Below are 23,218 nucleotides of genomic sequence, written 5' to 3'. Positions count from 1 at the left end.
AAGGAGTGTTATTTATTAAACTTTATGGTCAGGCTATTAAAACCTACCTTTCTTTTAAATTCTCCAAGCTCTTCAATCTTTTCCTGAGCATCGACAATTTCTATAGAGGTCACTTTTTTAGTTAATGTTTGTAAGAGTATCTTCATTATTTGACGAGCATGCGTAGCTCCTAAGCATTTGTGATGACTAAAACCAAAGCTTACATGAGGATTGATTTTTCTGTCTAATACTACTTCATTTGGATTTTCAAATACCGTTTCATCTCTATTAGCAGATGCCCAACATAGAGAAATACGAGTATCTTTTTTTACGGCATGCTCGCAAACCACTGTATCTTGAGTAGCTACTCTTCCCATTTGTGTTAATGGTGCAAAATATCGTATCAGCTCTTCTACAGCTTTGCCAATGATCTCAGGTTCATCTTTCAGTAATTGTAAAGACTCTTTATGTTCAGCAAAATAGGCAACTGTATTTGTTATAGAATTAATTACTGTATCTCTTCCTCCAGCAAAGGTTAGAATCATAATTCCCTTTACTTCTTCTCTTGTGAGTTTTCTATCTTCAATGTTTGTGTTTAATAAAATGGAGTATAAGTCTTTACCAGGGTTTTTTACCGCGTTTTCAATTTGCGCATCTATATAATCATATAGGATGTTTGCCTTGCTACCATCTAATGCACTGTCTTCACTTCTAAATACATGAGTTCCCCAAGAGATCCAAGTTTCAGATTCTTTATACGGAATATTTAGTAATAAGGTTAGGGCTCTTGATTGTATGCGTAAAGCAAATTCTTCTACAACTTCTACTGGACCATTTTTTGTAAGAGCTTTATCAACTATATCTTCAATGATGCTAACCAATTCAGCTTGATATTCTGGAAGTAATGGCCTTTTAAACCACTCTTCAATGAGATCTCTGTAGGTTTTGTGCATCGGAGGGTCTACTTCAAATGGGATTTGACGCGTATCTCGTATATGAACTTCTGATGGAATTACAATTCGTCCTGGAACAGCTCCAGATTGATATGTTTTCCAATTATGAGCGCATTTTCGAACATCTTTAAGGCGTAACACCATAGTAACAGGATCATCCTGATCATTCATTTCACCATATCCTTTTTCTTGTCGAGCTTTGTCAAAAGGATCAGAAAACTTACTATTCTTCATAAACTGAATTATTTAGTGTAACAAAGTAAGCGAGATGTGCTTAATAGTAATTAACTTATTTTGATAAATTATTAAACTATTTTAACTTATTCTATTCAGAGGTTTGAAGGACATTGTTGAAAAAAAGTATGGTGTCTTTTATATGAGTTTCCCAATAGCTCCATTCATGTTTTCCTGGATGTTCTTGATATGTATGTGCTATGTTTAGTTCTTTTAATTGATAATGTAATTTTCGATTACCTTCAATTAGAATGTCATCTACACCACAATCAAATTGTAGCTTAGGAAGATGTTCTTTATAGGTTAAGACGGTTTGATAGATGGATTCATTTTCTTTCTCTTCCTGAAAATAAGCATTCAAAGGCTCTTCAACAAAAAGTTTCATTTCTTCAAGTATCGTTATAGAGGATAATCCAGATATCGCCTCAAACTTTTGATGGTTTTTAATTCCTAATCTTAACGCACCAAATCCTCCCATGGATAATCCGGCAATACATACTTTGGAATTGGTACTAGCTTGTGGGATCAATTCGATAACAGCATTTATAACATCTTCGGTAATCCATTTCTCATAATCAGCATGTGTATGTGTAAGATAACCACTTCCGTCTCCCCATAATCCGTCGGATGGCATAGCGATAATCATAGGTTCAATTTCACTATTTTGAATCCAAGATTCCATTTTTAGATGAATACCCGTTTTCTGAGACCAAATCCAATGACTACCATAAACTCCATGAAGCAGAATAGTTATTGGTAAATCTTTCAGATTTTGCCCAGAAGGCACATAAACCGTAATATCACCTCTTTGTTTGAGATGGGTACTTTTTACTGTAATGTGCCGTAATTGATCGGCTTCAAAACGAGGATCTGATATTTCTGTTGTTCTGAATTTTGATGGCATAGCGAATGTCTTTTTGATTTTTTAATACTTTATTAAGACTCAAAAACAATAACTCCTTTCGCATTTTTTCCAGCCAACATATCATCAAATGCTTGTTGTAATTCTTCGAATTTATAGGTTGAGGTTACCATTTCATCTAATAATAAATCACCTTTGTCATAGAGTTCCAAAATTTTAGGAAAGTCGATATGAGGCCTGCATTTACCGTATAAAGGATTGATATAAATTTTATCCCATTCGAATAATTGCATATCAATTGTCACTTCTTGTTCAATTCCACTTACCTGAACTGCTGTACCCGCGTTACGAATCATTCCCAAAGGTGCAGCACCTAATTCTGGTATGGCAGTACATTCAAATGCAAAATCGGCGCCTCTTTTGCCAACAATCTCTTTAACTTTTATCGTAGCTTCTTTTAAGCCTTTATCAGATTTTTGCGCTAGTACAAAATGAGTAGCGCCAAATTGCTTTGCCATTTCTAATCTTGCTTCATTAATGTCTATGGCTACAATTTTGGCCGCACCTGATATTTTAGCTCCCTGAATTACATTAAGACCTACACCACCAGTTCCAATGACAGCTACAGTAGATCCTGGAGTTACTTTTGCTGTATTTACAGCAGAGCCGTATCCAGTCATTACTCCACAACTTACAATGGATGCAGAACTGAAAGGAATTGCAGTTTGATACTTAACAACAGCCTGTTCTCTCACAACAGTATGTGTGGATAAGGTACCGATATTAAAGGAACGTTCAATACCTTTATCCTTAAAAGTGGTACTCTCTAATCGTGCATGTCCTGCTGAAACTTCTCCGTCGGGTAAAGCATCTCCTGCAACTACTGGAGAATTATTCTCGCAAATATGCTGATTTTGCTCCTGACATTGAAAACAAGTTCCACAAGGAATTGCCCAGTTAAGTATTACATGATCTCCAGGAGAAACAGAGGTTACATCAGGTCCAATATCTGTTACAATTCCAGCGCCCTCATGTCCTAATATAACAGGTCTGCCCCAATGCAGAGAATCATAATCAGTATGACATAAACCTGCTGCCATTATTTTTACGACAACTTCATCACCTTCAGGTTTAAGTATCGTAATATCTTCGATAGAAAAATCACCATTTCCATTGGTAATTGCTGCTTTTGCTAACATCCCTAAAAATATAATTGTTAGCTGCAAATTACTATTTAGCCAATGCTAATTATTGAACTGTTTTAACAATTGATTGTATTATATATTCTCAACTAGTAATTGGCTATGAATTCAACTAGGTTGTCATTTCTTTCTAGTTTTAATTTTTTTCGTAGCCTATATCTAGAAGTATGCACACTTTCTACCGATATACCAAGTAATGATGCCATATCTTTGCTAGAGAAATTTAATTTGATGAGAGCGCATATTTTTAGGTCTGTTTGAGTTAATGTGGGAAAACTAGATTTTAAATTTTTATAAAAACCTTGATTTATATTGATAAATCTTGCTTCAAACTCTTTCCAGTTACTTCCCATTCCAGATTGAATGGATTTAATGACTTTGTTTACGGAGTTTAAATTCAAATTATCTCTATTCTCGGCTAATGAATTTTTTAAACCAACAATGAATTCATCTTTTTCGATAAGTTGAAGAGCGGACTTTGCCAATTCTTTATTTTTTAGCTCTATTGCTTTCTTACTTTCGTTTAACTTTAATCTCTGTTTTTGTTTTAATAAGCGTTGTTCTCTCTTGTGTTTTCTTTTTAAATTTTTAAATGTCATTACACCCACGATAATCAGGAAAAAGAGGGTAACAAATAGTAGTGAAGCACTAAGAAGAGATATTTTTTGCTTGCTCTCTAGCTCAGATAATCGTTGCTCCTTTAGTAGTTTTTCTTGCTTTTCCTTTTGTAATCGATATTGATCCTTAATTTCAAATAGGTACTCATTGTTTTTACTATTAATGCCAAATATTTTGTTTTCTAGATCAATAGCTTCCTTGATATGAGAGAATGCTCTTTGGTAATCTTTAGAATTATAATATAATTGAGATACTTCTTTGTGATTAATGATTTGATAGTTCATATGGCTATTGTGAGCATATGATAATTCTAAGGATTTGTTGTAATGAAATTTACTTTGTTCGAAGTCTTTTTTTAGTTGATATAATTTAGCTAGAAAGTAATGTATGATGACTAAATAGGACTCATTATTTTCTTTAAAATATTCGTGTGATTTTAAAAGTATTTCTTCAGCCTTTTCAAAATTTCCTTCATTTGCTAAAAGAAAACCTCTTTCAGATTCTAAAAAGTAGTTTCGAATTCCTTCATTTTTAGACCTAAAATAGAGATAGCAACTATCTAGGTAAGTTCTCGCAGTCTCATAGTCCTTATTATATCTATAAAAATTCGCAATAGAAAAATAGTCACTAATGGTGTAATCGATACTAAAACTATTTTGAGAAGAAAGCGCTTTGCTAATAGTAAGAGCATTACCAAAATTTTCTAATGCCTTTGTGTTTCTATTATAAAAACTGTACAACCACCCAAGAGATTGATACACCCTCGATTTAGAAAATGAATCATTACTTTTTTCCGCTAGAAATAAGGCTTTCCAATAACCATCATATGCTTTTCCATAATTAAGATTATGTCCATACAACTCAGAAAGCTCGTTGATACTATTGATCAAATTGAATGTGTCCTTTTTGAAAGTAAAAAACTCAATACTTTTTTCATAGTTATGTACAGCTTTTTCAAAGTTTACAAACTTATTTTCTCTAGCTTTTTCGAGATATTGATTTTTCTTATACAGTTGTTGCGACCATGAGATGCTAATGCAAAACGCTATAAAAACTATTGAAATTGGGGTTCTTTTAAACATAACTTTTTCTTCAAGTAAGCCTGAGGCGTTTTTGGTTTAAATTGAAATATTATTTTATTTCTTCTTTATTTGCTGATATATTCTTTATTAAAGCCTGAATACTTTACATAATTCACATAAAGTAACAAAAATATAGAAGCATTGAAGTTGTGTTTTAAGAGGTCTAGGCAAAAATAGTGTTTTTGTCTAGTACTTTTCAACCCAAAATACCACTTGTTCAGTTTATGTCTAGTGTAATTTGAATTAAGATTCTTATGTATATGTGATCTTTGTCGAATCTTAATTTTTACAATTATGAAGAAGGCTTTAAGATCTATTCTTAAAATTAGCGTTATTCTTGGTTTTTTCTCAGTAAATGCTCAAAATTATTCAAAAATCGGTAATCATGATTTTAATGATAATTGGGAATTTAAATTACTGAAAAATACGGGAGTATATGATACTGAACAATATAACAATTGGACAAAAATTAGCATTCCACATGATTGGAGTGTAGATTTTTCTTTCGATGCGGATAAAGGAGAAGGGGCTACTGGGTATTTACCAGGAGGAATAGGTTTGTATAGAAAAGAATTTACCATAAAGAATAAAAATTCTACCACTACGTATTTAGTATTCGATGGAGTTTATAACAATAGTAAGTTTTATCTTAATGATAAATTATTGGGTTTTCATCCCTATGGATATTCCCCCTTTTATTATGACATCACAGATGATTTAAACACCACTACTGGAAAAAACCAACTTAAAGTTGATATAAATCGAGAAAAATATGTAGACAGTAGATGGTATACCGGTTCAGGTATCTATAGAAATGTAAAACTAATTCGAAAGAACAATTTGCATATTCCAGTTTGGGGAATATTTATAACTACTCCAAAGATTACAGATGACAAAGCAGTGGTGAAAATAGCTTCTTCAATAAAAAATAAATTTACTGAAGATCAAAATTTTGAGATTCAGATTAAAATCTACGATGATAAGGGGGAAATTGTTTCCCAAACTAAACAATCTAAAAACATTGTTGCTAATCATACTTTGGATATAGAGAGTACTATTGAAATATCCAATCCATACCTATGGAAGTTAGATACACCAAGAATGTATAAAGCTACAGTTTGCATAGTTCAAAACGATAAGATAATTGACGAGAATGATGTTCCATTCGGTGTGCGCGAAATTAAATTTGATACAGATAAAGGTTTTTTCCTAAATGGAAAGCATACAGATATAAAAGGAGTTTGTTTACATCATGATGGTGGTATTGTTGGAGCAGCTGTTCCAAAAGATGTTTGGAGAAGAAGATTACAGAAACTAAAAGATGCTGGTTGCAATGCCATAAGAATTTCACACAATCCAGGTTCTGATGAGTTTTTAGATTTATGTGATGAGATGGGTTTTTTGGTGCAAGATGAATTTTTTGATGAATGGGACAATCCAAAGGATAAACGATTAAATCAGAATGAACAAATCAAAGACGAAATATCTAGAGGATATGCAGAATACTTTCAGGAATGGGCAGAAAAGGACCTGAAGAACACAGTGCTTGCGCATCGAAATCATCCTTCTATAATACAATGGAGTATTGGTAATGAAATTGAATGGACCTATCCAAGAAATCAAAATGCAACAGGTTTCTTTAATAACATGAGCTGGACAGGGAATTATTTTTGGGAAAAACCTCCGTATTCTACCGAAGAGATCAAGAAAATGCTGGAAACTTTACCGAAAGGTAAATATGATATCGGAGAAACAGCACAAAAACTGGCAAAGTGGACTCGTGAATTAGACACTACAAGATATATTACCGCTAATTGTATTTTGCCTTCTGCAAGTCATCTTTCTGGATACACCGATGCGCTCGATGTAATAGGCTATAGCTATCGCAGAGTTTTGTATGACTATGGACATGAAAACTACCCTGATAAACCAATCATGGGAACCGAAAACTTAGTACAGTGGCATGAATGGAAAGCTGTTAAAGAACGTCCATTTATTTCTGGAACATTTTTGTGGACAGGAATTGATTATATGGGAGAATCTCATAAACAATGGCCAAGAAAAGCAACACCAAGTGGAATGCTGGATGTTGCTGGATTCGAAAAGCCATCCTACCATATGATGAAAACTCTTTGGAATGATGATCCTCATATCTATGTAGCAACACAAAAACTGGAAAAATCAATTTTTAAAGAAGATGAAAATACTGGAGAACCAGTAGAGAGAAAAAAAGACGCTTGGAAAAAAGCCTTATGGGTATGGCATGATGTGAATGAACATTGGAATTATAAGGATCAGGAAAAAGTAGTCATAGAAGTGTATTCTAATTATGATGAGGTAGAGTTATGCGTGAATGAAAAAAGTTATAAGACGAAAAGATTGGAAGATTTTGAAGATCGAATCTATAAATGGATTATCCCTTTTCAGGAAGGAGAACTAAAAATTATTGGAAAAAAAGATGGTGAGATTGAAGAAATCAAGACATTAAAAACTACTGGAGAGCCTAGAAGTATTAAATTAATAACTGATAAAACAGTAATGCAAGCAGATGGATACAGCGTAGCTCATGTCATTGCACAATTGGAAGACGTTGATGGGAATCCTATTAAAAATGTAGAAGAAAAGATAACATTTTCTGTGGATGGAGATGTTACTATTTTAGGTGTGGATAACGGATCTGCTTTTAGTGTTCAAGATTATAAATCGAATTCTGTTCAAACCAATAACGGAAAATGTTTACTTCTTATTCAGTCTCAAAAAGATAAAGGAGAGGTCACAGTATCCGCTACATCAGAAAAACTAACCAGTAATCGGTTAACAATAAAGATTAAGTAGATTCTTGTACTTTATAGTATCTAACCATAGCATATATCATATGAAGCTAAATCATAAAATCGTATTTCATTTATTAGCAACTGTTCTTGTTATCGGTTGCAATCAACCTGACAAACAAGAAATTGTGGAAGAGGAAAAAAATAAGCCCTGTGAAACTGTACTTGATGTGTCTCCAGAGAAATTAGATCGTTTTGGAATAACAAATAAGGATTTCTTAAGTGCGGCTTCAAAAAGAGCACTTCAGTGGAAGTATTTTGAGAATGATTGGTATAGAGTTTTCAATCCAATGAAACCGTTGAAAGGAGATTTGGCTTATGAAGAAGGTGTTGTTCGTAGAGACCCTTCGGCTGTCATTAAAGTAGATGGATTGTATCATGTTTGGTATTCAAAAAGTGTAGGTCCAACAGATGGATTTGGTGGCGATATCGAAAATGATAAAGTTTTTCCTTGGGATCGTTGCACTGTATGGCATGCAACCTCTGAAGATGGATGGACATGGAAAGAAGATAAAGAAGCAGCAGTTCCTTTAGGAGAGAAAGGATCTTATGACGATAGATCCATATTTACTGTAGAAATTATGGAATGGGATGGTATGTACTATCTATGCTATCAAACCATCATGTCACCATATGATGTTCGTACCAAAAATGAAGTCGGTTTAGCATGGTCTGCATCTCCTTTTGGTCCTTGGGAAAAAAGTAAAGAACCTATTCTAAAACCAGCTGATAATGGTATTTGGAAAGGTGAAGAACAAAATCGTTTTATGGTTGAAAAGAAAGGAGATTTTGATTCTCATAAAGTACATGATCCTTGTATTCTTCCTTATAAAGGAAAGTTCTATTTGTATTACAAAGGAGAGCAAATGGGAGAAGAAATATTATATGGAGGGCGCCAGATTCGACATGGTGTTGCGGTAGCTGATAACCCGAAAGGGCCTTACATAAAATCCAAGTATAATCCTATTTCCAATTCAGGACATGAAATCTGTGTATGGCCAGTAGATGGAGGAATTGCTTCTTTGATTACTACTGATGGACCTGAACGAAACACTTTCCAATGGTCACCAGATGGGATCAATTTTGAGATTCGTGGTGCGGTAAAAGGAGCTAATATGCCTCATGCTATTGGTCTAAATAGAACTATTGAAGCTACAACAGACAATCCGACTGCAATTTTTGATTGGGGATTATCACACATATATAATAGTTGGAACTACCAGAGTATTATGCGTTTTGATTCTTATCGAAAAACATCTCATGTAGCTCAAGGAGCCAAAGCACCAGATGGCAAAAAGAAAAAAGACAAGCAAAAAGATAATTAATAAGTAGACAAAATTGAAAGCAACAATATATAAAGGTGATAAAACTTTTAGCGTAATTGATAAGGAGATAGTAGCACCTAAAGAAGGAGAAGTTCGTATCAAAGTAGCATATTCTGGAGTATGTGGAACCGATGTGCATATCTATCATGGTATGATGGATAAAAGGGTAAGTATTCCAGAAACCATAGGTCATGAAATGTCCGGTACTATTGATGCTATCGGCGAAGGAGTAACAGGATACGAATTAGGTGATAAGATTGTAGTAAGACCATTGGATGATCGGGCAGTTAAACCTTCAGATAAAGGCTTTAATCATATCTGTGAAGAGCTAAAGTTTATTGGTATTGACAGTCCTGGTTCTATGCAACAGTTCTGGAACGTACCTGCTTTTACATTACATAAATTAAAAGAAGAAACGGATCTAAAATTAGCGGCATTGATAGAACCATTATCCGTAGCTGTACATGATGTTCGTTTAAGTGAGTTACAAGAAGGAGAAACCGCTGTTGTTTTAGGAGGAGGACCTATTGGATTGTTAGTAGCAATGGTAGCCAAAGATACAGGTGCTAATGTTATTATTTCAGAAGTTAATCCAGTTCGGATAGCGAAAGCAAAAGAATTAGGTTTTGATACAGTTAATCCACTAGAAGTAGACTTAATAGACTATGTAAGAAAAAATACAGAAGGGCGATTAGCAGATGTGGTATTTGAAGTAGCAGGTGTTCAACCGGCTTTAGATGTAATGACAGAAGTAGCTGGTATTAGAGGAAGAATTGTTATGGTGGCTATTCATGGAGAACCAAAACCGGTGAATTTATTTAAGTTTTTTTGGAAAGAACTAAAGCTCATAGGAGCAAGAGTTTATGAAAAGGAAGATTACGAAAAAGCAATACAATTGATAACCACTAATGAACTTCCTTTTGAAGAGCTAATTACGGATGTTCAACCTTTAACTAAAATCCAAGAAGTTTTTGAAAATATAGATAATAATCCAGACGGCTTAAAAGTATTAATGGATTGCCAACAATAAAACTAACTACGTACAATTAATGAGTATTTTGAATAAATTCAGTTTAGAAGGTAAAACAGCTTTGGTAACAGGCTGTAAAAGAGGTATTGGAAAAGCTATGGCCATTGGTTTGGCCGAAGCGGGAGCTAATATTATTGGTGTTTCTGCAAGTCTTGAAAAAGAAGGGAGTGATGTAGAAAATACTGTCAAAAAACTAGGAAAAGAATTTAAAGCATATCAATGCGATTTTTCGGATAGAAAAGCACTGTATGAATTTATAAAAGAAGTAAAATCAGATTTTTCGACAATAGATATACTTGTTAATAATGCAGGAACAATTCTGCGAGCACCTGCAGCAGAACATTCAGATGAATATTGGGATAAAGTGATCGAAGTAAATCAGAATGCTCAATTCATCCTTACCAGAGAAATAGGGAAAGAAATGGTAGAAAGAGGGAATGGAAAGATTGTATTTACTGCTTCTTTATTAACTTTTCAAGGAGGAATTACAGTGCCAGGATATGCTGCGAGTAAAGGTGCAATAGGACAGATGACTATGGCATTTGCAAATGAGTGGGCTTCAAAAGGAGTGAATGTGAACGCTATTGCTCCTGGGTATATAGCAACCGATAATACAGAAGCGCTTAGAAATGACCCTAATCGAGCTAACTCAATCTTAGCTAGAATTCCTGCTAATAGATGGGGAGATCCTGAAGATTTTGCAGGTCCTGTAGTATTCCTTTCTTCCGAAGCTGCCAATTATATGAACGGATCCATCATGGTTGTTGATGGCGGATGGATGGGTCGATAATTAAATTAAAAACACCTCAAAAAAAGAATAGATGAAAGCAAAAGAATATCAACTTTTTATCAATGGAGAATGGATTAACGCCACATCTGGGAATACTGCGGATATTACCAGCCCAATAGATGAAAGTGTTGTCGGAACTGTACAAATGGGTGTAGAAGAAGATGCAAAAATTGCGCTGGAAGCAGCTGAAAAAGCACAAAAAGAATGGAGAAAAGTTCCTCCTAGAAAACGTGCAGAACTCATGCGAAAGTTTGCAGCCGAAATAAGAGCAAATAAACCATATCTAGCAGAATTATTAACTAGAGAACAAGGTAAAATTATTTCCTTAGCAGAAATCGAAGTAGAAGTTACCGCAACTTTTATAGAATATGCTTGTGATTGGGCTCGACATATAGAAGGTGATATCATGCCTTCTGATAATGAAAATGAACATATTTATATACATAAAATTCCAAGAGGAGTCGTTGTAGCAATTACTGCCTGGAACTTTCCTTTAGCATTAGCAGGTAGAAAAATAGGTCCAGCATTAGTGGCAGGAAATGCAATCGTAGTAAAACCAACACAAGAAACACCTTTAGCAACATTAGAATTAGGTTTCATTGCGGAAAAAGTTGGCCTGCCTAAGGGGTTATTGAATGTTGTTACTGGTTCAGGAAGAGTACTTGGTAATGCATTAGTGGAAAATCCAATTACCAAAATGGTTACCATGACTGGTAGTACACCTGCAGGTCAACAAATTTTCAAAGCTGCTGCACAAAATCTTACACATGTGCAATTGGAACTTGGTGGTAAAGCTCCAGCAATAGTATTTGCAGACGCAGACTTAGATCAGGCAGCAGAAGCTGCGTTCCATTCCAGATTTGATAATTGTGGACAGGTATGTACCTGTAATGAACGTATGTATGTACACGAAGATGTATATGATGCTTTTATGGAGAAATTTATGGAACACTTGAAGACGTACAAGGTTGGAAATCCTTTAGACAGAAGTGTATCGATGGGACCTAAAGTAAATGCTTCAGAATTGAAAAACATGCAGCATTTAGTAGAAGTAAGTGTAAAAGAAGGAGCTACCGTTGCAACTGGTGGAAAAAGACCAGAAGGAGCTGAATTTGAAAAAGGACATTGGTTCGAGCCTACGGTACTTACAGGTGTAACTCAAGACATGACTATTGTACACGAAGAATCATTCGGTCCTATATTACCAGTAATTAAATTTTCAGATTTTGATCAAGTAATCGGATATGCTAATGATTGTGAATATGGACTGGCAGCCATGATTTTTACCAAAGATATGGCAACCATATTACGATGCAATGATGAATTAGAGTTTGGTGAGATCTACGTAAATAGAGGTCATGGAGAGCAACATCAAGGATTCCATAACGGATATAAACTTTCAGGAAGCGGAGGAGAAGACGGAAAGTACGGATTCGAACAGTATTTGGAAAAGAAAACCTTTTATATGAATTATAAATAGTAAGGTTACAATTAATGGATCACCAGATTAAAGATATAAAAGTTAGACTCTTCGAAGTTCCATTGCCAGAAGTACTTTCTGATGCCAAACACGGAGATCATTATCATTTTGAGTTAGTTACTACCACCATTACCTTAAATGATGGAAGTCAAGGTACAGGATATACCTATACTGGTGGTAAAGGTGGTAGAGCTATAAAAGCAATGATAGAATATGATTTTAAAGAAGCTCTAATCGGAAAAGACGGTTCTGATATTGAAGGAATCTATGATTTTTTAGAATGGTATATACACTATGTAGGAAGAGGAGGAATTGCTTCTTTCGCTATTTCTACCATAGATATTGCTTTATGGGATATCCACTGTAAAAGCCTAGGACAACCACTTTGGAAGGTTGCTGGAGGAGTAGATAATACTTGTAAAGCATATTGTGGAGGAATCGATTTACAATTTCCGATTCCAAAGCTGTTGCAGAACATGGATACCTATTTATCTAATGGTTTTAATGCGGTCAAAATTAAAATCGGAAGGGAAAATTTAGATGAAGATATTGAGCGCATAAAAGCAGTAAGAGAGCATATTGGTCCCGATATTACTTTTATGGTAGATGCCAATTACTCTATGAGTATTGATAAAGCTATTGAAGCTATTAATAGATTCAAAGAATTCGATATTACCTGGTTCGAAGAACCTATTATTCCAGATCATTATAAAGGTTACGGCGATATAGTGGAAAAGACAGGTTTTCCTCTTGCGATGGGAGAAAACCTGCATACAATTCACGAGTTTGAATATGCATTTGAGCAATCTAAATTATCCTTTGTACAGCCTGATGCTTCTAACTGCGGAGGTATTACTGGATGGTTGCGTGTTGCCAAACTGGCAAAACAGCATAGTATTCCAGTATGTTCTCACGGCATGCAAGAATTACATGTAAGTTTGGTATCGTCACAAGAAAATGCAGGATGGTTAGAAGTGCATAGTTTTCCTATTGATGAATATACAATCAGACCTTTAATTGTAGAAAACTACAGAGCAGTAGCTCCTGATATTGCTGGAACTGGTGTCGTTTTCAATTGGGGAAAATTAGAACCTTTTGAACAGCACTAGTACGATTCACATAAATTATTTAATAATCCGCACATTTTAATAGTCGATGAAAGTAGAAAAAACAAATTTTGGTAATATAGGAAGCGATCAGGTTTTCTTGTACGAATTGTCTAATGATAATGGTGTGGTAGTAAAGATATCGAATTACGGAGCAATAATTACGGCTATTCTTACACCAGATAATCAGGGTAATTCTAGAGAGATTACCTGTGGTTTTGAGAATATTGATGGTTATTTTTCAGAAGAGTATAAGAATAACGCTCCGTATTTCGGTGGAACAGTAGGCAGATGTGCTTCTCGTATTCATGAAGGTAAATTTACTTTAGAAGGTAAAGAATATTCCTTGGTTGGTAATGATAGAGGAAACCATTTGCATGGAGGAACTCAAGGATTTGACAGAAAAATATGGACAGTAGAAGGTTATGATAATCTGAAAGATGAAGTTTCTGTCATTATGAGTTTACAAAGTCGAGATATGGAAGAGGGATATCCGGGAAATGTAAATGTTAACGTTCGTTTTACCCTTACCAATGAAAACGAATTAATCATATCTTATAAGGCGAATACGGATAAAGCGACTCCAATTTCATTAACTAATCATTCTTATTTTAATTTATCTGGTTTTGAAGAAACTGTTCACAATCATAAAGTAACCATTCATTCAGATGCCTTTTTAGAAGGTGATTACAAAGGAGTAGCCCAAGGAGGAGTAATTGAGGTAAGTGGGCGACCAGAAGATTTCAGGAATGGAAAGTTTTTTAAAGAAGCTTTAGATCATATGGAAACAGGCTTTGATCATTATTTTTTGTTCTCAAAAGATTTTGAATTAAGAAAAGTAGCTTCTTTTGAGCATGCGAAAACTGGTAGAATCATGGAAGTTTCAACTACAGAACCAGGAATGCTATTCTATTCAGGGTATTTCACTTCTGATGCATTAAAAAGAGAAACAGGAGATCAATATGGAAGATATAAGGCATTTTGTTGTGAGACACATCGATATCCGAATGGAGTAAATTTAGAAGATGCTCCTAAAACGATTACATATCCCGAAGAACCATTTACCAGTACTACGATATTCAAATTTTCCACAATCGAGTAGGAAAAAAGGTATACACTACTAATAGCACAACACTCAACTTTTAAAATTAATAATTATGACATTAGGAATATTATTTGCGGTCCTTGCGGGATTGATGCTTGGACTATATGCGTTGCCAGAAAAATATACCAAAGGATACGAGTTCGAGAATACTTGGGGTATGATGTTTTTTGTCAATATGCTGATTATTCCAATAGCTGCTGGCTTTTTACTGGTAAAAGACTTCGATGTTATCATTTCAAATATACCAACAGATATCCTTTGGAAAATGGGATTGGCTAGTATTCTTTGGGGTATTGGAGTAATGATGTGGGGAAAAGCAATTAATTATATTGGTCTGTCCCTCGGTTTTTCAATTTTTATTGGTACCGTTATTCTTGTGGGATCTTTATTGCCATTCTTGGTAGATGGATTACCTTCCAATAATGTATTTATGGTGATACTTTTAGGAATTTTGATAGTGTTATTTGGAGTGTCTTTTAATGGAAAAGCAGGAATGCTTAGACAAGCAGAAGACCAAAAAAACAGTAGAGAAAAATTAGATGGCAAAGCATCTTCGATGACTATTGGAATTATTATCGCTGTTATCGGAGGTTTATTAGCTACTGGGTTTAGTTATGCGAATGCATATGGAAGACCATATTTGCATCAAGCTTGTCAAGAAGCTGGAAATCCTGAGTGGATTACAGCAGTTATGGTAATGGTAATCATCTATGTATCTGGAGCTATTTTTGTGATTCCTTATTTCATATACCAATTAAGTGCTAAAAATTTGTGGAGTAAATTCAGTTCTCCACATACTCCTAAAAACTTGTTTTATACATTTATCATGGCGCTTTTAAACTTTGCTGCTTCAGGCACTTTTGCATTTGCAGCCTATAAATTAGGATCTTCAGGAAATACGGTTGGATACGCAATTTTTAATACTGTTTGTGTTGCCGTAGCAATAATAACCGGCATACTTACTGGTGAGTGGAGTAGTACGAGTTCTAAACCGAGAAAAATTCTTTATCTGGGATTAACTGCAATGATATTGGGAGTGATTGTGATTGCTTCAGGAAATGCAATGGGTTAAAATGCAGTAAAAACAAGAATACTGCTGTTCTTAATTTTAAATAATTCTATCAAAATCTTATGGGTATTATCACTTTTCTTGGCTTTACTTTGCTGGTAGCTTTGATTTCATATATAGCAACAAAAAAAACTGATGAGAAGTCATATACAGGTTATTTTTTGGCTGGTAGAAGCCTAACAGCTCCAGTGATTGCAGGTTCATTATTACTTACGAACCTGTCTACAGAACAAATTGTTGGACTTAATGGACAGGCTTTTTCAGAAGGAATTTTGGTTATGGCGTGGGAAACACTAGCGGCAATCGCGATGGTAGTAACTGCCTTATATCTATTACCACGATATCTTAAAGAAGGATTAACAACAGTACCTCAGTTTTTGGAAAAAAGATACGATGTTGGAACTAAAACAATTACTTCCGGATTGTTTCTTACAGGGTATGTGGTAGTGCTTTTACCTATTGTTTTGTATTCTGGAGCTTTGGCCATTAGTACTATTTTTGATATCCCTACACTACTCAATGTAGATAAAAACGCCGCTTTATGGATTACAGTTTTTTCGATAGGAATTATTGGTTCTATCTATGCAATTTTTGGAGGACTTAAAGCGGTAGCGGTTTCAGATACAATCAATGCAGTTGGATTACTAATAGGTGGTTCTATCATTCCTGTTTTAGGTTTGATGTTAGTGGGTAATGGTAATATGGTAGAAGGGTTTACAGAGTTATGGGCGTCGAATCCCGATAAATTTAGGTCAATGGGTGGAGAAGACTCTTCTGTACCAATCAGCACAATTTTTACAGGAATGATGTTGGTTCAATTATTTTACTGGGGAACAAATCAAGCCATTATTCAACGAGCATTGGGAGCGAAAAACCTTAAAGAAGGACAAAAAGGAATCCTTTTAGCTTCTTTTATTAAAATATTAGGTCCAGTATTAGTAGTGTTACCAGGAATTATTGCGTTTCATTTGTATGGTGATAGTATTACCAATCCAGATGAAGCCTATCCTACCTTAGTGCGCAAAGTTTTACCAACTTCATTGATTGGCTTTTTCGCTGCTGTACTTTTTGGAGCTATATTAAGTTCATTCAATAGTGCTTTGAATAGTTCAGTTACCCTTTTTGGTGTGGATATATATAAGGGGTATATCAATAAAAATGCTTCTGAAAAACAAATTGTGAAAACCGGAAAGTTGTTCGGAATCATTCTCGCAGTATTATCTATGTTTATTGCACCATTGATTGCAAATGCACCTGCTGGTTTGTATGGATACTTGCAGCAGGTTAATGGATGTTATACAATCCCTATTTTGACAATCATTATTATGGGATATTTAACGAAACGTATTCCTGCAATAGCTGCAAAAGTAGGGATCATTTTAGGAGCTGTTGTATATCTAATCTATGTTATTTTAGATAATACGGTAATGAAAGGTGCATTTCCTCATTTTTTACATGTGCAAGGAGTTTTATTTGCTATTAATATTATTATAATGATGATAATTGGTAAAATATATCCACGTAAAGAAGCTTTTAAAATTGAATACACCAACGAAGTCAATATCACACCATGGAAATATACCATTCCTGTAGGAGTAGCTATTTGTGTAATTGTAATTACGATCTACTTAATTTTTAGATAAGTATCAAAAGAAAATGCCTTTGCAATGCTATAAAACATGTCAAAGGCATCAAAAAGTTATATGATTTTTGCTTATAAAGGCTTTTCAAACATGGTTTTATCCAGATCCAGACCAAATTTTATATTCGTCCAATTAGTAATATAATATGCTTTACCTTTTACGTTTCCTTCCCAGTCTGCTTCAATGTATTTTCGTTTAGAAGGTATTTTTATTCCATCTATGGTTTCATAATCAAAGGTCATGAGGTATGGTTCTGTAATGCCAAAGCCAACTACAGTAAACAAAAACTGTTCGATTAACTTTGTTTTTTTGTTAATATAGATGATATAAGTGTCTTGAGCATCACCTACTTTTTCACCAAAAGTTATTTTGATACGGTTATACTCTTTTCCATTTACTTTTTGATCTGCTAATAATTCATGATGTACCCCATTGTCTAATAATTTGTAGAACATTGCGAACCAATAATAGTTTGTTTTTCTAAGAAAACGAGCTACGCCATTAGCTTGTTCATCGTTAGATACTTTTCCGTCAAAAGTTACCCAAGCATCTGTGCCATTATACCCTTCTACAACTTTTCCGTTTGCTCCGGTTAATGAATGTGTGGTATAGGTAGCGTAAGAGCGTTCACCATCAAACATATACGTTTCTTTGCCTACAAGTGTTATTGCATTTTCTCCTTTTGGAGCTCGATATTCATAGTTATAGCTTACAGTTCCTTTATTATAGAATTCCTCTTTTCCCCCAATTGCTTCAATGGCTTCGGATATAAGTTCTGTTGTGTCTTGTGCTGTTCCAAGTGTAGAAACAGCGATTAATACGAGTGTTAATACTACTTTTTTCATTGTATTGATTTTAAAAATTTGTTATATGTTTTTTGTTTATTTCCATTTGATACTGCAGCCTATACTTGGTTTTTGATCCAGTGTGATTTCAGAGTTGTTTACAAGTGCAGTTAATGCTGCGGATAGATCATTTCCCGTAGCAGTTCCCATTCCTGGTCTTGTTTCATCAAAACGACCGCGATATGCTAAGGTTAGATTTCTATTAAACACAAAGAAATCTGGAGTACATTCTGCTTGATATGCTTTTGCTACTTCTTGATTTTCATCGTATAGATAAGGAAAGTTGTAACCTGTGCTTTTTGCCACTTTCTTCATCATTTCTGGTCCATCTTGTGGGTAGTAATTGACATCATTACTACTTATGGCTATAAATTCAACTCCCTTTGCTTGAAACTCATTTGCTATTTCTACAAACTTGTTGTTTATATGATGTACAAATGGACAATGATTACAGATAAAAGCGATTACAGTGGCTATATCAGATTTTACTTCGGAAAGTGATAGTACGTTTCCTGAGATTGTATCAGGTAACGAGAATGATGGTGCTTTGGTTCCTAATTCCATCATATTTGATTGTACTAGAGACATAATTTCTTATTTGTTGGTTGTTAATAGGAACTTGTCGGTCTTATTTGAAATAACTAACAAGTTCCTATCGACAATTAGTTTTATTTTTTCCAAATATTAGCCTGGAAAGGTGCATCTACGGGTGTTTGAGCCACATAGTTAATGTAGTTTGTCATTACTTTTAAGCTTACGATAGTAATTACTTCCAAAACGTTTTCTTGTGTAAATCCTGCTGATAAAAAAGCATTGATATCTTCTTGAGAAACACGTCCTCTTTTAACTGTTGTAGCCTTTACATATTGACTTAAAGCTTCTAATCGTGCATCAGGAATTGTTGTTCCATTACGTAAGGCATCCAAAATGTTTTGGTCAATTTTATGCATTTGTCCTATAGAAGTATGAGCTGCCATACAATAATGACAGTTGTTTTCGTAGCTAGCCGAAAGAAATGCTACTTGTTGTTCTACTCCAGAGAGTGTACTGTTGGCAGATAGATTGGCACTTCCTTCCCAATAATTATTTAGTAAAGCAGGATGATTAGCCATAGTTCCTAAAAGATTTGCATTAAATCCGTAAGCTTTTTTTGCTGCAGTTAGTGCTGCTTTAGAATTTTCAGGAGCATTTTCAGGTGTTCTAATTTCGTATGTTAAACTTTCTATTGATACCATTTTAGTATAATTTTTATGATTAATATTTTGTTTTTGACCTCATTTGTTAATTGTTCCAATACGTAAAGTGGTCAGTTTACGTATATCTATAAAAAAATAGACCGGTCGTTTATTTTTTGAATAAAAAAATAACTATTTATTTACTTTTTCTTTCATTTTTATAAAAGCTAAATTAATATCTATAAACTGTTGCAATGGTTTTCTACTTCGTTCTACCTTCATCCTTCCCAATGCACCATTAAAGCTGTCAAAAAGATAATTTGCCATATGTATTGCTTCAATCTCTTTAATAATTTCTCCTTCATCTTGCCCTTTTTTTATAAAAGCAGCTAGCCCTTTACTCCATCTATCATATACTCCTGATATTGCATTGGATACTGGATCTATAGTTCCTGCAACTTCAGTACTTAAGTTACCTAGTAAACATCCGACTTTAAAATTATTCTTAGTATACCACTTGATATGAATTTCAAAATGATTTTTAATTCTTTCATAATAAGATAAAGACTCATCAGAAAGATTTTTTTCAAAATCTTTACCAATCATTTCCTCAAAATAAATGATAGCTTTAACCACAAAATCTTCTTTACTTTCGAAGGAGTGGTAAAAGGATCCTTTTGGCATTTCACATGCTTTCAAAATATCTCTTATCCCAGTATTGTGATACCCGTTTAAACGGAATAACTCTATTCCTTTTTCTAAGATGTTATTGATATCATGTTTTGCCATAATAAAGCGTTTACAATGCAAATATATAAAAATAGACCGGTCGTTTCATAATTATATTTGTTAATTCTTAGTTAATTTGAATTTATGATCCTGTTTCAACTTTTTTGTTACTGTTATTGTAGATAAAACCTTAAAGTAGATGAAATAGTGTATCACTAAAATGATGTAAAACTTATTTTTTTAAGTAAATAATTAATTTTCATATCTTTAATAACCCCTCTTAATCTACAAATCTTCGACTTGAATTAATTCAAGTCATACTTGTTTTTTAATTTATACATTGTTATCGGAAAGAAATCTCCTAACTAGCTATAAAGAATGATTGAGAATCTCAAGCAAAAAATAGAAGCTACGATTACAGTAAGTGATGAGCTTTGGAATGTAATCAGAAATGAGTGGAAAGAAATTCATGTTAAAAAGGGAGATAAACTTGTAGGTTATGGTGAATTAAATACAAAAGTATTTTTTGTTTTATCAGGAAGTTTAGAGATCTCCTTAATCCTAAATGATGGTTCCTCCAAATCAGTTTGGTTTTATTTAGATGAACTGTTTAATGTTGCAACAACACAGGATAGCGCTTTTTTAGGGGTACCCACAAAGTATGAAATTACCGTTTTAGAGGATTCAGTTCTTTTGCAATCAGACTGTCACGTTTTGGATAAAACTGCTGAAAAATTCCCAGAACTTTATAAGTTTAAAGCGGATGGGGTTCTACAAGATTCTATTTTAATGAATGAAATTAGAAATCATATTATTACCCTCAAACCATTGGATTTTGTTCAGTATCTATATGATAATTTCCCAATATTCGTGGAGCGAATACCAGCAAAAAACATCGCAAACTTTATGGGGATTACTCCAGAATGGTATAGCAAACTGCAAAAAAAACTAAGACTGGAATCGATTCATGAAAATTACTAAACAATTGAAAAACGTACGTTTGAATAGTCAATTATGAAAAAAATAGTTACAATAGTTTTTATAATTATCGCTACAACAGGATTATTTGCTCAAAAAAGGAGCTATAATATTGGTGTGCTCTTAGATAATCGAACAGAAAAATTAGAACCTTTATTTATACAGTTACAAGAGCAGATTAAAGCTGTAGTGGGAGAAGATGCCGTCATTAATTTTCCAGAAAAAAATAGACTTACTAATAAGTATAACCTTCAAACAGCAGAGCAGAATTACCAAACATTATTAGGTAATGAGACCGATATTATTTTGGCTTTTGGTGTAGTGAATAATAAGGTTTTAAGTAATCGATCAAATTATCCAAAACCTACCATATTATTTGGTGCTGTTAATAAAGATTTTAATGGTATTGATCTTACAAAAAAGACCTCTGGCATAGAAAATTTCACATATCTTATAGAATCTGAATCTTTTTTAGATGATTTTAAAATCTTTAAAGAGCTTACAGGATTTGAAACTTTGGGGATCGTAATCGAAAAGCCTTTGGTTGATCTGTTACCACTGGACAAGACTTTTGATAATTTATTCAAACAATTAGAGGCTGATTACAAACTAATACCGTTTGATTCGGTAAACGATATTACTACCAATCTTAATGAAATTGACGCTGTATACTTAGCAGGAGGTTTTTTTCTAACGAAAGACGAAATAAAACAATTGGCCACTGTTTTTATTGAAAAACAATTACCATCATTTACGAGTTTAGGAATTGACGAAGTACAAATGGGAATTATGGCTACAAATCAATCCGATGCAAATTTTGAACAGTTTTTAAGGCGTATAGCGTTGTCGGTTGAAGGATATGTGAATGGTACTCCCTTATCAGAAATGCCTGTATATATAGAATATAGTCCTCGTTTAACAATCAATTATAATACAACACAACAAATAAATGTGCCTATTAAATACAGCTTAATTGGAAATACGAATTTTATAGGAGATGGAAAAAATGTTTTATCCGAGAAGACGTATTCTATTATTGAAGTAATTAATGATGTACTTGATCAAAACTTATCCTTGCAATCTCAAAAAAAAGATATTGAACTAAGTATACAGGATATAAAAACTGCTAAAAGTAATTATCTGCCAAGCCTTACAACATCAGCCACCGGAACTTATGTAGACCCAGATTCGGCAGAGAATAGTTTAGGACAAAGTCCAGAGTTCTCCACTGCGGGTAATGTTACTTTACAACAAACTTTATTTTCTGAAGCTGCTAATGCTAATATTACTATTCAGAAGAACTTACAAAAGGCAGAACAGGAAAATTATAATTCATCTCAATTAGATCTCATTTTCGACAGTAGTAATGTTTATTTCAACATATTGATATTGAAAGCAAATGTTCAGATTCAAATGCGAAATCTAGAGCTCACCAAACAGAATTTAAAAATTGCACAACAGAATTTCGAGGCAGGTCAATCTGGCAAATCGGATGTATTGCGATTCAAAAGTCAACAAGCGCAGGATACACAAGCAGTAGTAGAAGCAATCAATCAACTAGAACAAAGTTTTATCTCCTTAAACCAATTACTCAATAACCCATTGGAAATGGAAATAGATATTGACGATGTAGTATTGGATAAAGGTATTTTTGAAGAATACAACTATGATCAACTCGTTAATCTACTAGATAGTCCAACATCTAGAGAACCTTTTATTGATTTTCTTACAGAAGAAGCAAAAAAAAATGCTCCTGAGCTAAAATCACTACAATACAATTTAGATGCTGTAGAACGAAACTTGAAATTAAATTCTGGAGGAAGGTTTCTGCCTACATTGGCAGTTCAAGGACAATACAATAGTACTTTTAGTAGAAGTGGAGCCGGAAGCACGCCTCCAGATGGCTTTACTGTATTAGACAATAATTATAATGTCGCAGCTAGTATATCAATTCCTATTATAAATCAGAACCAAACGAACATCAATCGCCAAACGAATATCATACAAAAAGAACAATTAAATATTAATAAAGAAAACACTCAATTAGCTATTGATAGTAATATTAGAACAGGCGTGTTAAATGTGATAAATCAGATATCCAATATTGAATTGTCAAAAGTTTCTGAAGAAGCTGCAAAAGAATCATTGGAACTTACGCAGGTATCTTATACCAGCGGTGCCG

Annotated in this window: 19 protein-coding genes; 11 read left to right on the top strand and 8 right to left on the bottom strand. The window is 33.9% G+C overall.

Annotated features, from left to right (window positions below):
* Nucleotides 1-8: 8 nt before the first annotated feature.
* From GBO31_RS12085 to GBO31_RS12070, 4 genes are all read right to left on the bottom strand, one after another.
* Complete coding sequence (locus GBO31_RS12085) at nt 9-1,166, bottom strand: cytochrome P450 (protein ID WP_219008605.1); 1,158 nt, start codon at nt 1,164-1,166, stop codon at nt 9-11.
* Nucleotides 1,167-1,257: 91 nt separating this feature from the next.
* Nucleotides 1,258-2,070: an alpha/beta hydrolase gene (locus GBO31_RS12080; protein ID WP_219008604.1), complete on the bottom strand. Its 813-nt coding sequence runs from the start codon at nt 2,068-2,070 to the stop codon at nt 1,258-1,260.
* 32 nt (nt 2,071-2,102) lie between these two features.
* Nucleotides 2,103-3,227, bottom strand: a complete 1,125-nt coding sequence (locus GBO31_RS12075; protein ID WP_219008603.1) for a Zn-dependent alcohol dehydrogenase — start codon at nt 3,225-3,227, stop codon at nt 2,103-2,105.
* Between the two features lie 92 nt (nt 3,228-3,319).
* The gene (locus tag GBO31_RS12070) at nt 3,320-4,930 is read right to left on the bottom strand and encodes a tetratricopeptide repeat protein (RefSeq protein ID WP_219008602.1); all 1,611 of its coding nucleotides are present in this window, start codon (nt 4,928-4,930) and stop codon (nt 3,320-3,322) included.
* 294 nt (nt 4,931-5,224) lie between these two features.
* On the opposite strand from GBO31_RS12070, the gene GBO31_RS12065 reads away from it, so the two are divergent.
* The 9 genes from GBO31_RS12065 to GBO31_RS12025 are packed head-to-tail and all read left to right on the top strand — an operon-like array spanning nt 5,225 to nt 17,309.
* Nucleotides 5,225-7,765, top strand: coding sequence for a glycoside hydrolase family 2 TIM barrel-domain containing protein (locus GBO31_RS12065; protein WP_219008601.1), 2,541 nt, complete (start codon nt 5,225-5,227; stop codon nt 7,763-7,765).
* A gap of 40 nt (nt 7,766-7,805) precedes the next feature.
* Nucleotides 7,806-9,086, top strand: a complete 1,281-nt coding sequence (locus GBO31_RS12060) for a glycoside hydrolase family 117 protein (RefSeq protein ID WP_246615853.1) — start codon at nt 7,806-7,808, stop codon at nt 9,084-9,086.
* Nucleotides 9,087-9,099: 13 nt separating this feature from the next.
* A complete protein-coding gene (locus GBO31_RS12055) occupies nt 9,100-10,116 on the top strand; it encodes a zinc-dependent alcohol dehydrogenase (RefSeq protein ID WP_219008600.1) in 1,017 nt (338 codons plus the stop codon).
* Nucleotides 10,117-10,141: 25 nt separating this feature from the next.
* Nucleotides 10,142-10,906, top strand: a complete 765-nt coding sequence (locus GBO31_RS12050; protein ID WP_219008644.1) for an SDR family oxidoreductase — start codon at nt 10,142-10,144, stop codon at nt 10,904-10,906.
* 31 nt (nt 10,907-10,937) lie between these two features.
* A complete protein-coding gene (gene aldA, locus GBO31_RS12045; protein WP_219008599.1) occupies nt 10,938-12,386 on the top strand; it encodes an aldehyde dehydrogenase in 1,449 nt (482 codons plus the stop codon).
* Between the two features lie 14 nt (nt 12,387-12,400).
* Nucleotides 12,401-13,495, top strand: coding sequence for a mandelate racemase/muconate lactonizing enzyme family protein (locus GBO31_RS12040; RefSeq protein ID WP_219008598.1), 1,095 nt, complete (start codon nt 12,401-12,403; stop codon nt 13,493-13,495).
* 46 nt (nt 13,496-13,541) lie between these two features.
* Nucleotides 13,542-14,594 (top strand): aldose epimerase family protein, encoded by a 1,053-nt coding sequence (locus GBO31_RS12035; protein WP_219008597.1) that lies wholly within the window; start codon nt 13,542-13,544, stop codon nt 14,592-14,594.
* Nucleotides 14,595-14,649: 55 nt separating this feature from the next.
* Complete coding sequence (locus tag GBO31_RS12030) at nt 14,650-15,669, top strand: L-rhamnose/proton symporter RhaT (RefSeq protein WP_219008596.1); 1,020 nt, start codon at nt 14,650-14,652, stop codon at nt 15,667-15,669.
* A gap of 59 nt (nt 15,670-15,728) precedes the next feature.
* Entirely contained in the window at nt 15,729-17,309 is a 1,581-nt protein-coding gene (locus GBO31_RS12025; RefSeq protein ID WP_219008595.1) for a solute:sodium symporter family transporter, read from the top strand.
* A gap of 71 nt (nt 17,310-17,380) precedes the next feature.
* Here GBO31_RS12025 and GBO31_RS12020 read toward each other — a convergent pair whose 3' ends face one another.
* The 4 genes from GBO31_RS12020 to GBO31_RS12005 form a co-directional block, all read right to left on the bottom strand.
* Nucleotides 17,381-18,154 carry a DUF6503 family protein gene (locus GBO31_RS12020; RefSeq protein ID WP_219008594.1) on the bottom strand — a complete coding sequence of 258 codons (774 nt, stop codon included), beginning with the start codon at nt 18,152-18,154 and terminating at the stop codon, nt 17,381-17,383.
* Between the two features lie 36 nt (nt 18,155-18,190).
* A complete protein-coding gene (locus tag GBO31_RS12015) occupies nt 18,191-18,742 on the bottom strand; it encodes a thioredoxin family protein (protein ID WP_219008593.1) in 552 nt (183 codons plus the stop codon).
* A gap of 80 nt (nt 18,743-18,822) precedes the next feature.
* Complete coding sequence (locus GBO31_RS12010; protein ID WP_219008592.1) at nt 18,823-19,389, bottom strand: carboxymuconolactone decarboxylase family protein; 567 nt, start codon at nt 19,387-19,389, stop codon at nt 18,823-18,825.
* Between the two features lie 132 nt (nt 19,390-19,521).
* Nucleotides 19,522-20,118 (bottom strand): TetR/AcrR family transcriptional regulator, encoded by a 597-nt coding sequence (locus GBO31_RS12005; protein WP_219008591.1) that lies wholly within the window; start codon nt 20,116-20,118, stop codon nt 19,522-19,524.
* A 318-nt stretch (nt 20,119-20,436) separates the two neighbouring features.
* Here GBO31_RS12005 and GBO31_RS12000 point away from each other — a divergent pair, with 318 nt between their 5' ends.
* Both GBO31_RS12000 and GBO31_RS11995 read left to right on the top strand, forming a co-directional pair.
* Nucleotides 20,437-21,039: a Crp/Fnr family transcriptional regulator gene (locus GBO31_RS12000; protein ID WP_219008590.1), complete on the top strand. Its 603-nt coding sequence runs from the start codon at nt 20,437-20,439 to the stop codon at nt 21,037-21,039.
* Between the two features lie 33 nt (nt 21,040-21,072).
* On the top strand, nt 21,073-23,218 hold a 2,146-nt coding region (locus tag GBO31_RS11995), incomplete at its 3' end, for a TolC family protein (protein ID WP_219008589.1).

This window comes from Aquimarina litoralis, from assembly GCF_019295435.1.
Lineage (GTDB): Bacteria > Bacteroidota > Bacteroidia > Flavobacteriales > Flavobacteriaceae > Aquimarina > Aquimarina litoralis_A.
Note: the sequence above shows the minus strand (reverse complement) of the source record. Positions and strands in the feature narration are given on the sequence as shown.

Coding starts and splice junctions, on each gene's coding strand:
- GBO31_RS12085 (WP_219008605.1), bottom strand. CDS start 1,166: ATGAAGAATAGTAAGTTTTCTGATCCTTTTGACAAAGCTCGACAAGAA.
- GBO31_RS12080 (WP_219008604.1), bottom strand. CDS start 2,070: ATGCCATCAAAATTCAGAACAACAGAAATATCAGATCCTCGTTTTGAA.
- GBO31_RS12075 (WP_219008603.1), bottom strand. CDS start 3,227: ATGTTAGCAAAAGCAGCAATTACCAATGGAAATGGTGATTTTTCTATC.
- GBO31_RS12070 (WP_219008602.1), bottom strand. CDS start 4,930: ATGTTTAAAAGAACCCCAATTTCAATAGTTTTTATAGCGTTTTGCATT.
- GBO31_RS12065 (WP_219008601.1), top strand. CDS start 5,225: ATGAAGAAGGCTTTAAGATCTATTCTTAAAATTAGCGTTATTCTTGGT.
- GBO31_RS12060 (WP_246615853.1), top strand. CDS start 7,806: ATGAAGCTAAATCATAAAATCGTATTTCATTTATTAGCAACTGTTCTT.
- aldA (WP_219008599.1), top strand. CDS start 10,938: ATGAAAGCAAAAGAATATCAACTTTTTATCAATGGAGAATGGATTAAC.
- GBO31_RS12040 (WP_219008598.1), top strand. CDS start 12,401: ATGGATCACCAGATTAAAGATATAAAAGTTAGACTCTTCGAAGTTCCA.
- GBO31_RS12035 (WP_219008597.1), top strand. CDS start 13,542: ATGAAAGTAGAAAAAACAAATTTTGGTAATATAGGAAGCGATCAGGTT.
- GBO31_RS12030 (WP_219008596.1), top strand. CDS start 14,650: ATGACATTAGGAATATTATTTGCGGTCCTTGCGGGATTGATGCTTGGA.
- GBO31_RS12025 (WP_219008595.1), top strand. CDS start 15,729: ATGGGTATTATCACTTTTCTTGGCTTTACTTTGCTGGTAGCTTTGATT.
- GBO31_RS12020 (WP_219008594.1), bottom strand. CDS start 18,154: ATGAAAAAAGTAGTATTAACACTCGTATTAATCGCTGTTTCTACACTT.
- GBO31_RS12015 (WP_219008593.1), bottom strand. CDS start 18,742: ATGTCTCTAGTACAATCAAATATGATGGAATTAGGAACCAAAGCACCA.
- GBO31_RS12010 (WP_219008592.1), bottom strand. CDS start 19,389: ATGGTATCAATAGAAAGTTTAACATACGAAATTAGAACACCTGAAAAT.
- GBO31_RS12005 (WP_219008591.1), bottom strand. CDS start 20,118: ATGGCAAAACATGATATCAATAACATCTTAGAAAAAGGAATAGAGTTA.
- GBO31_RS12000 (WP_219008590.1), top strand. CDS start 20,437: ATGATTGAGAATCTCAAGCAAAAAATAGAAGCTACGATTACAGTAAGT.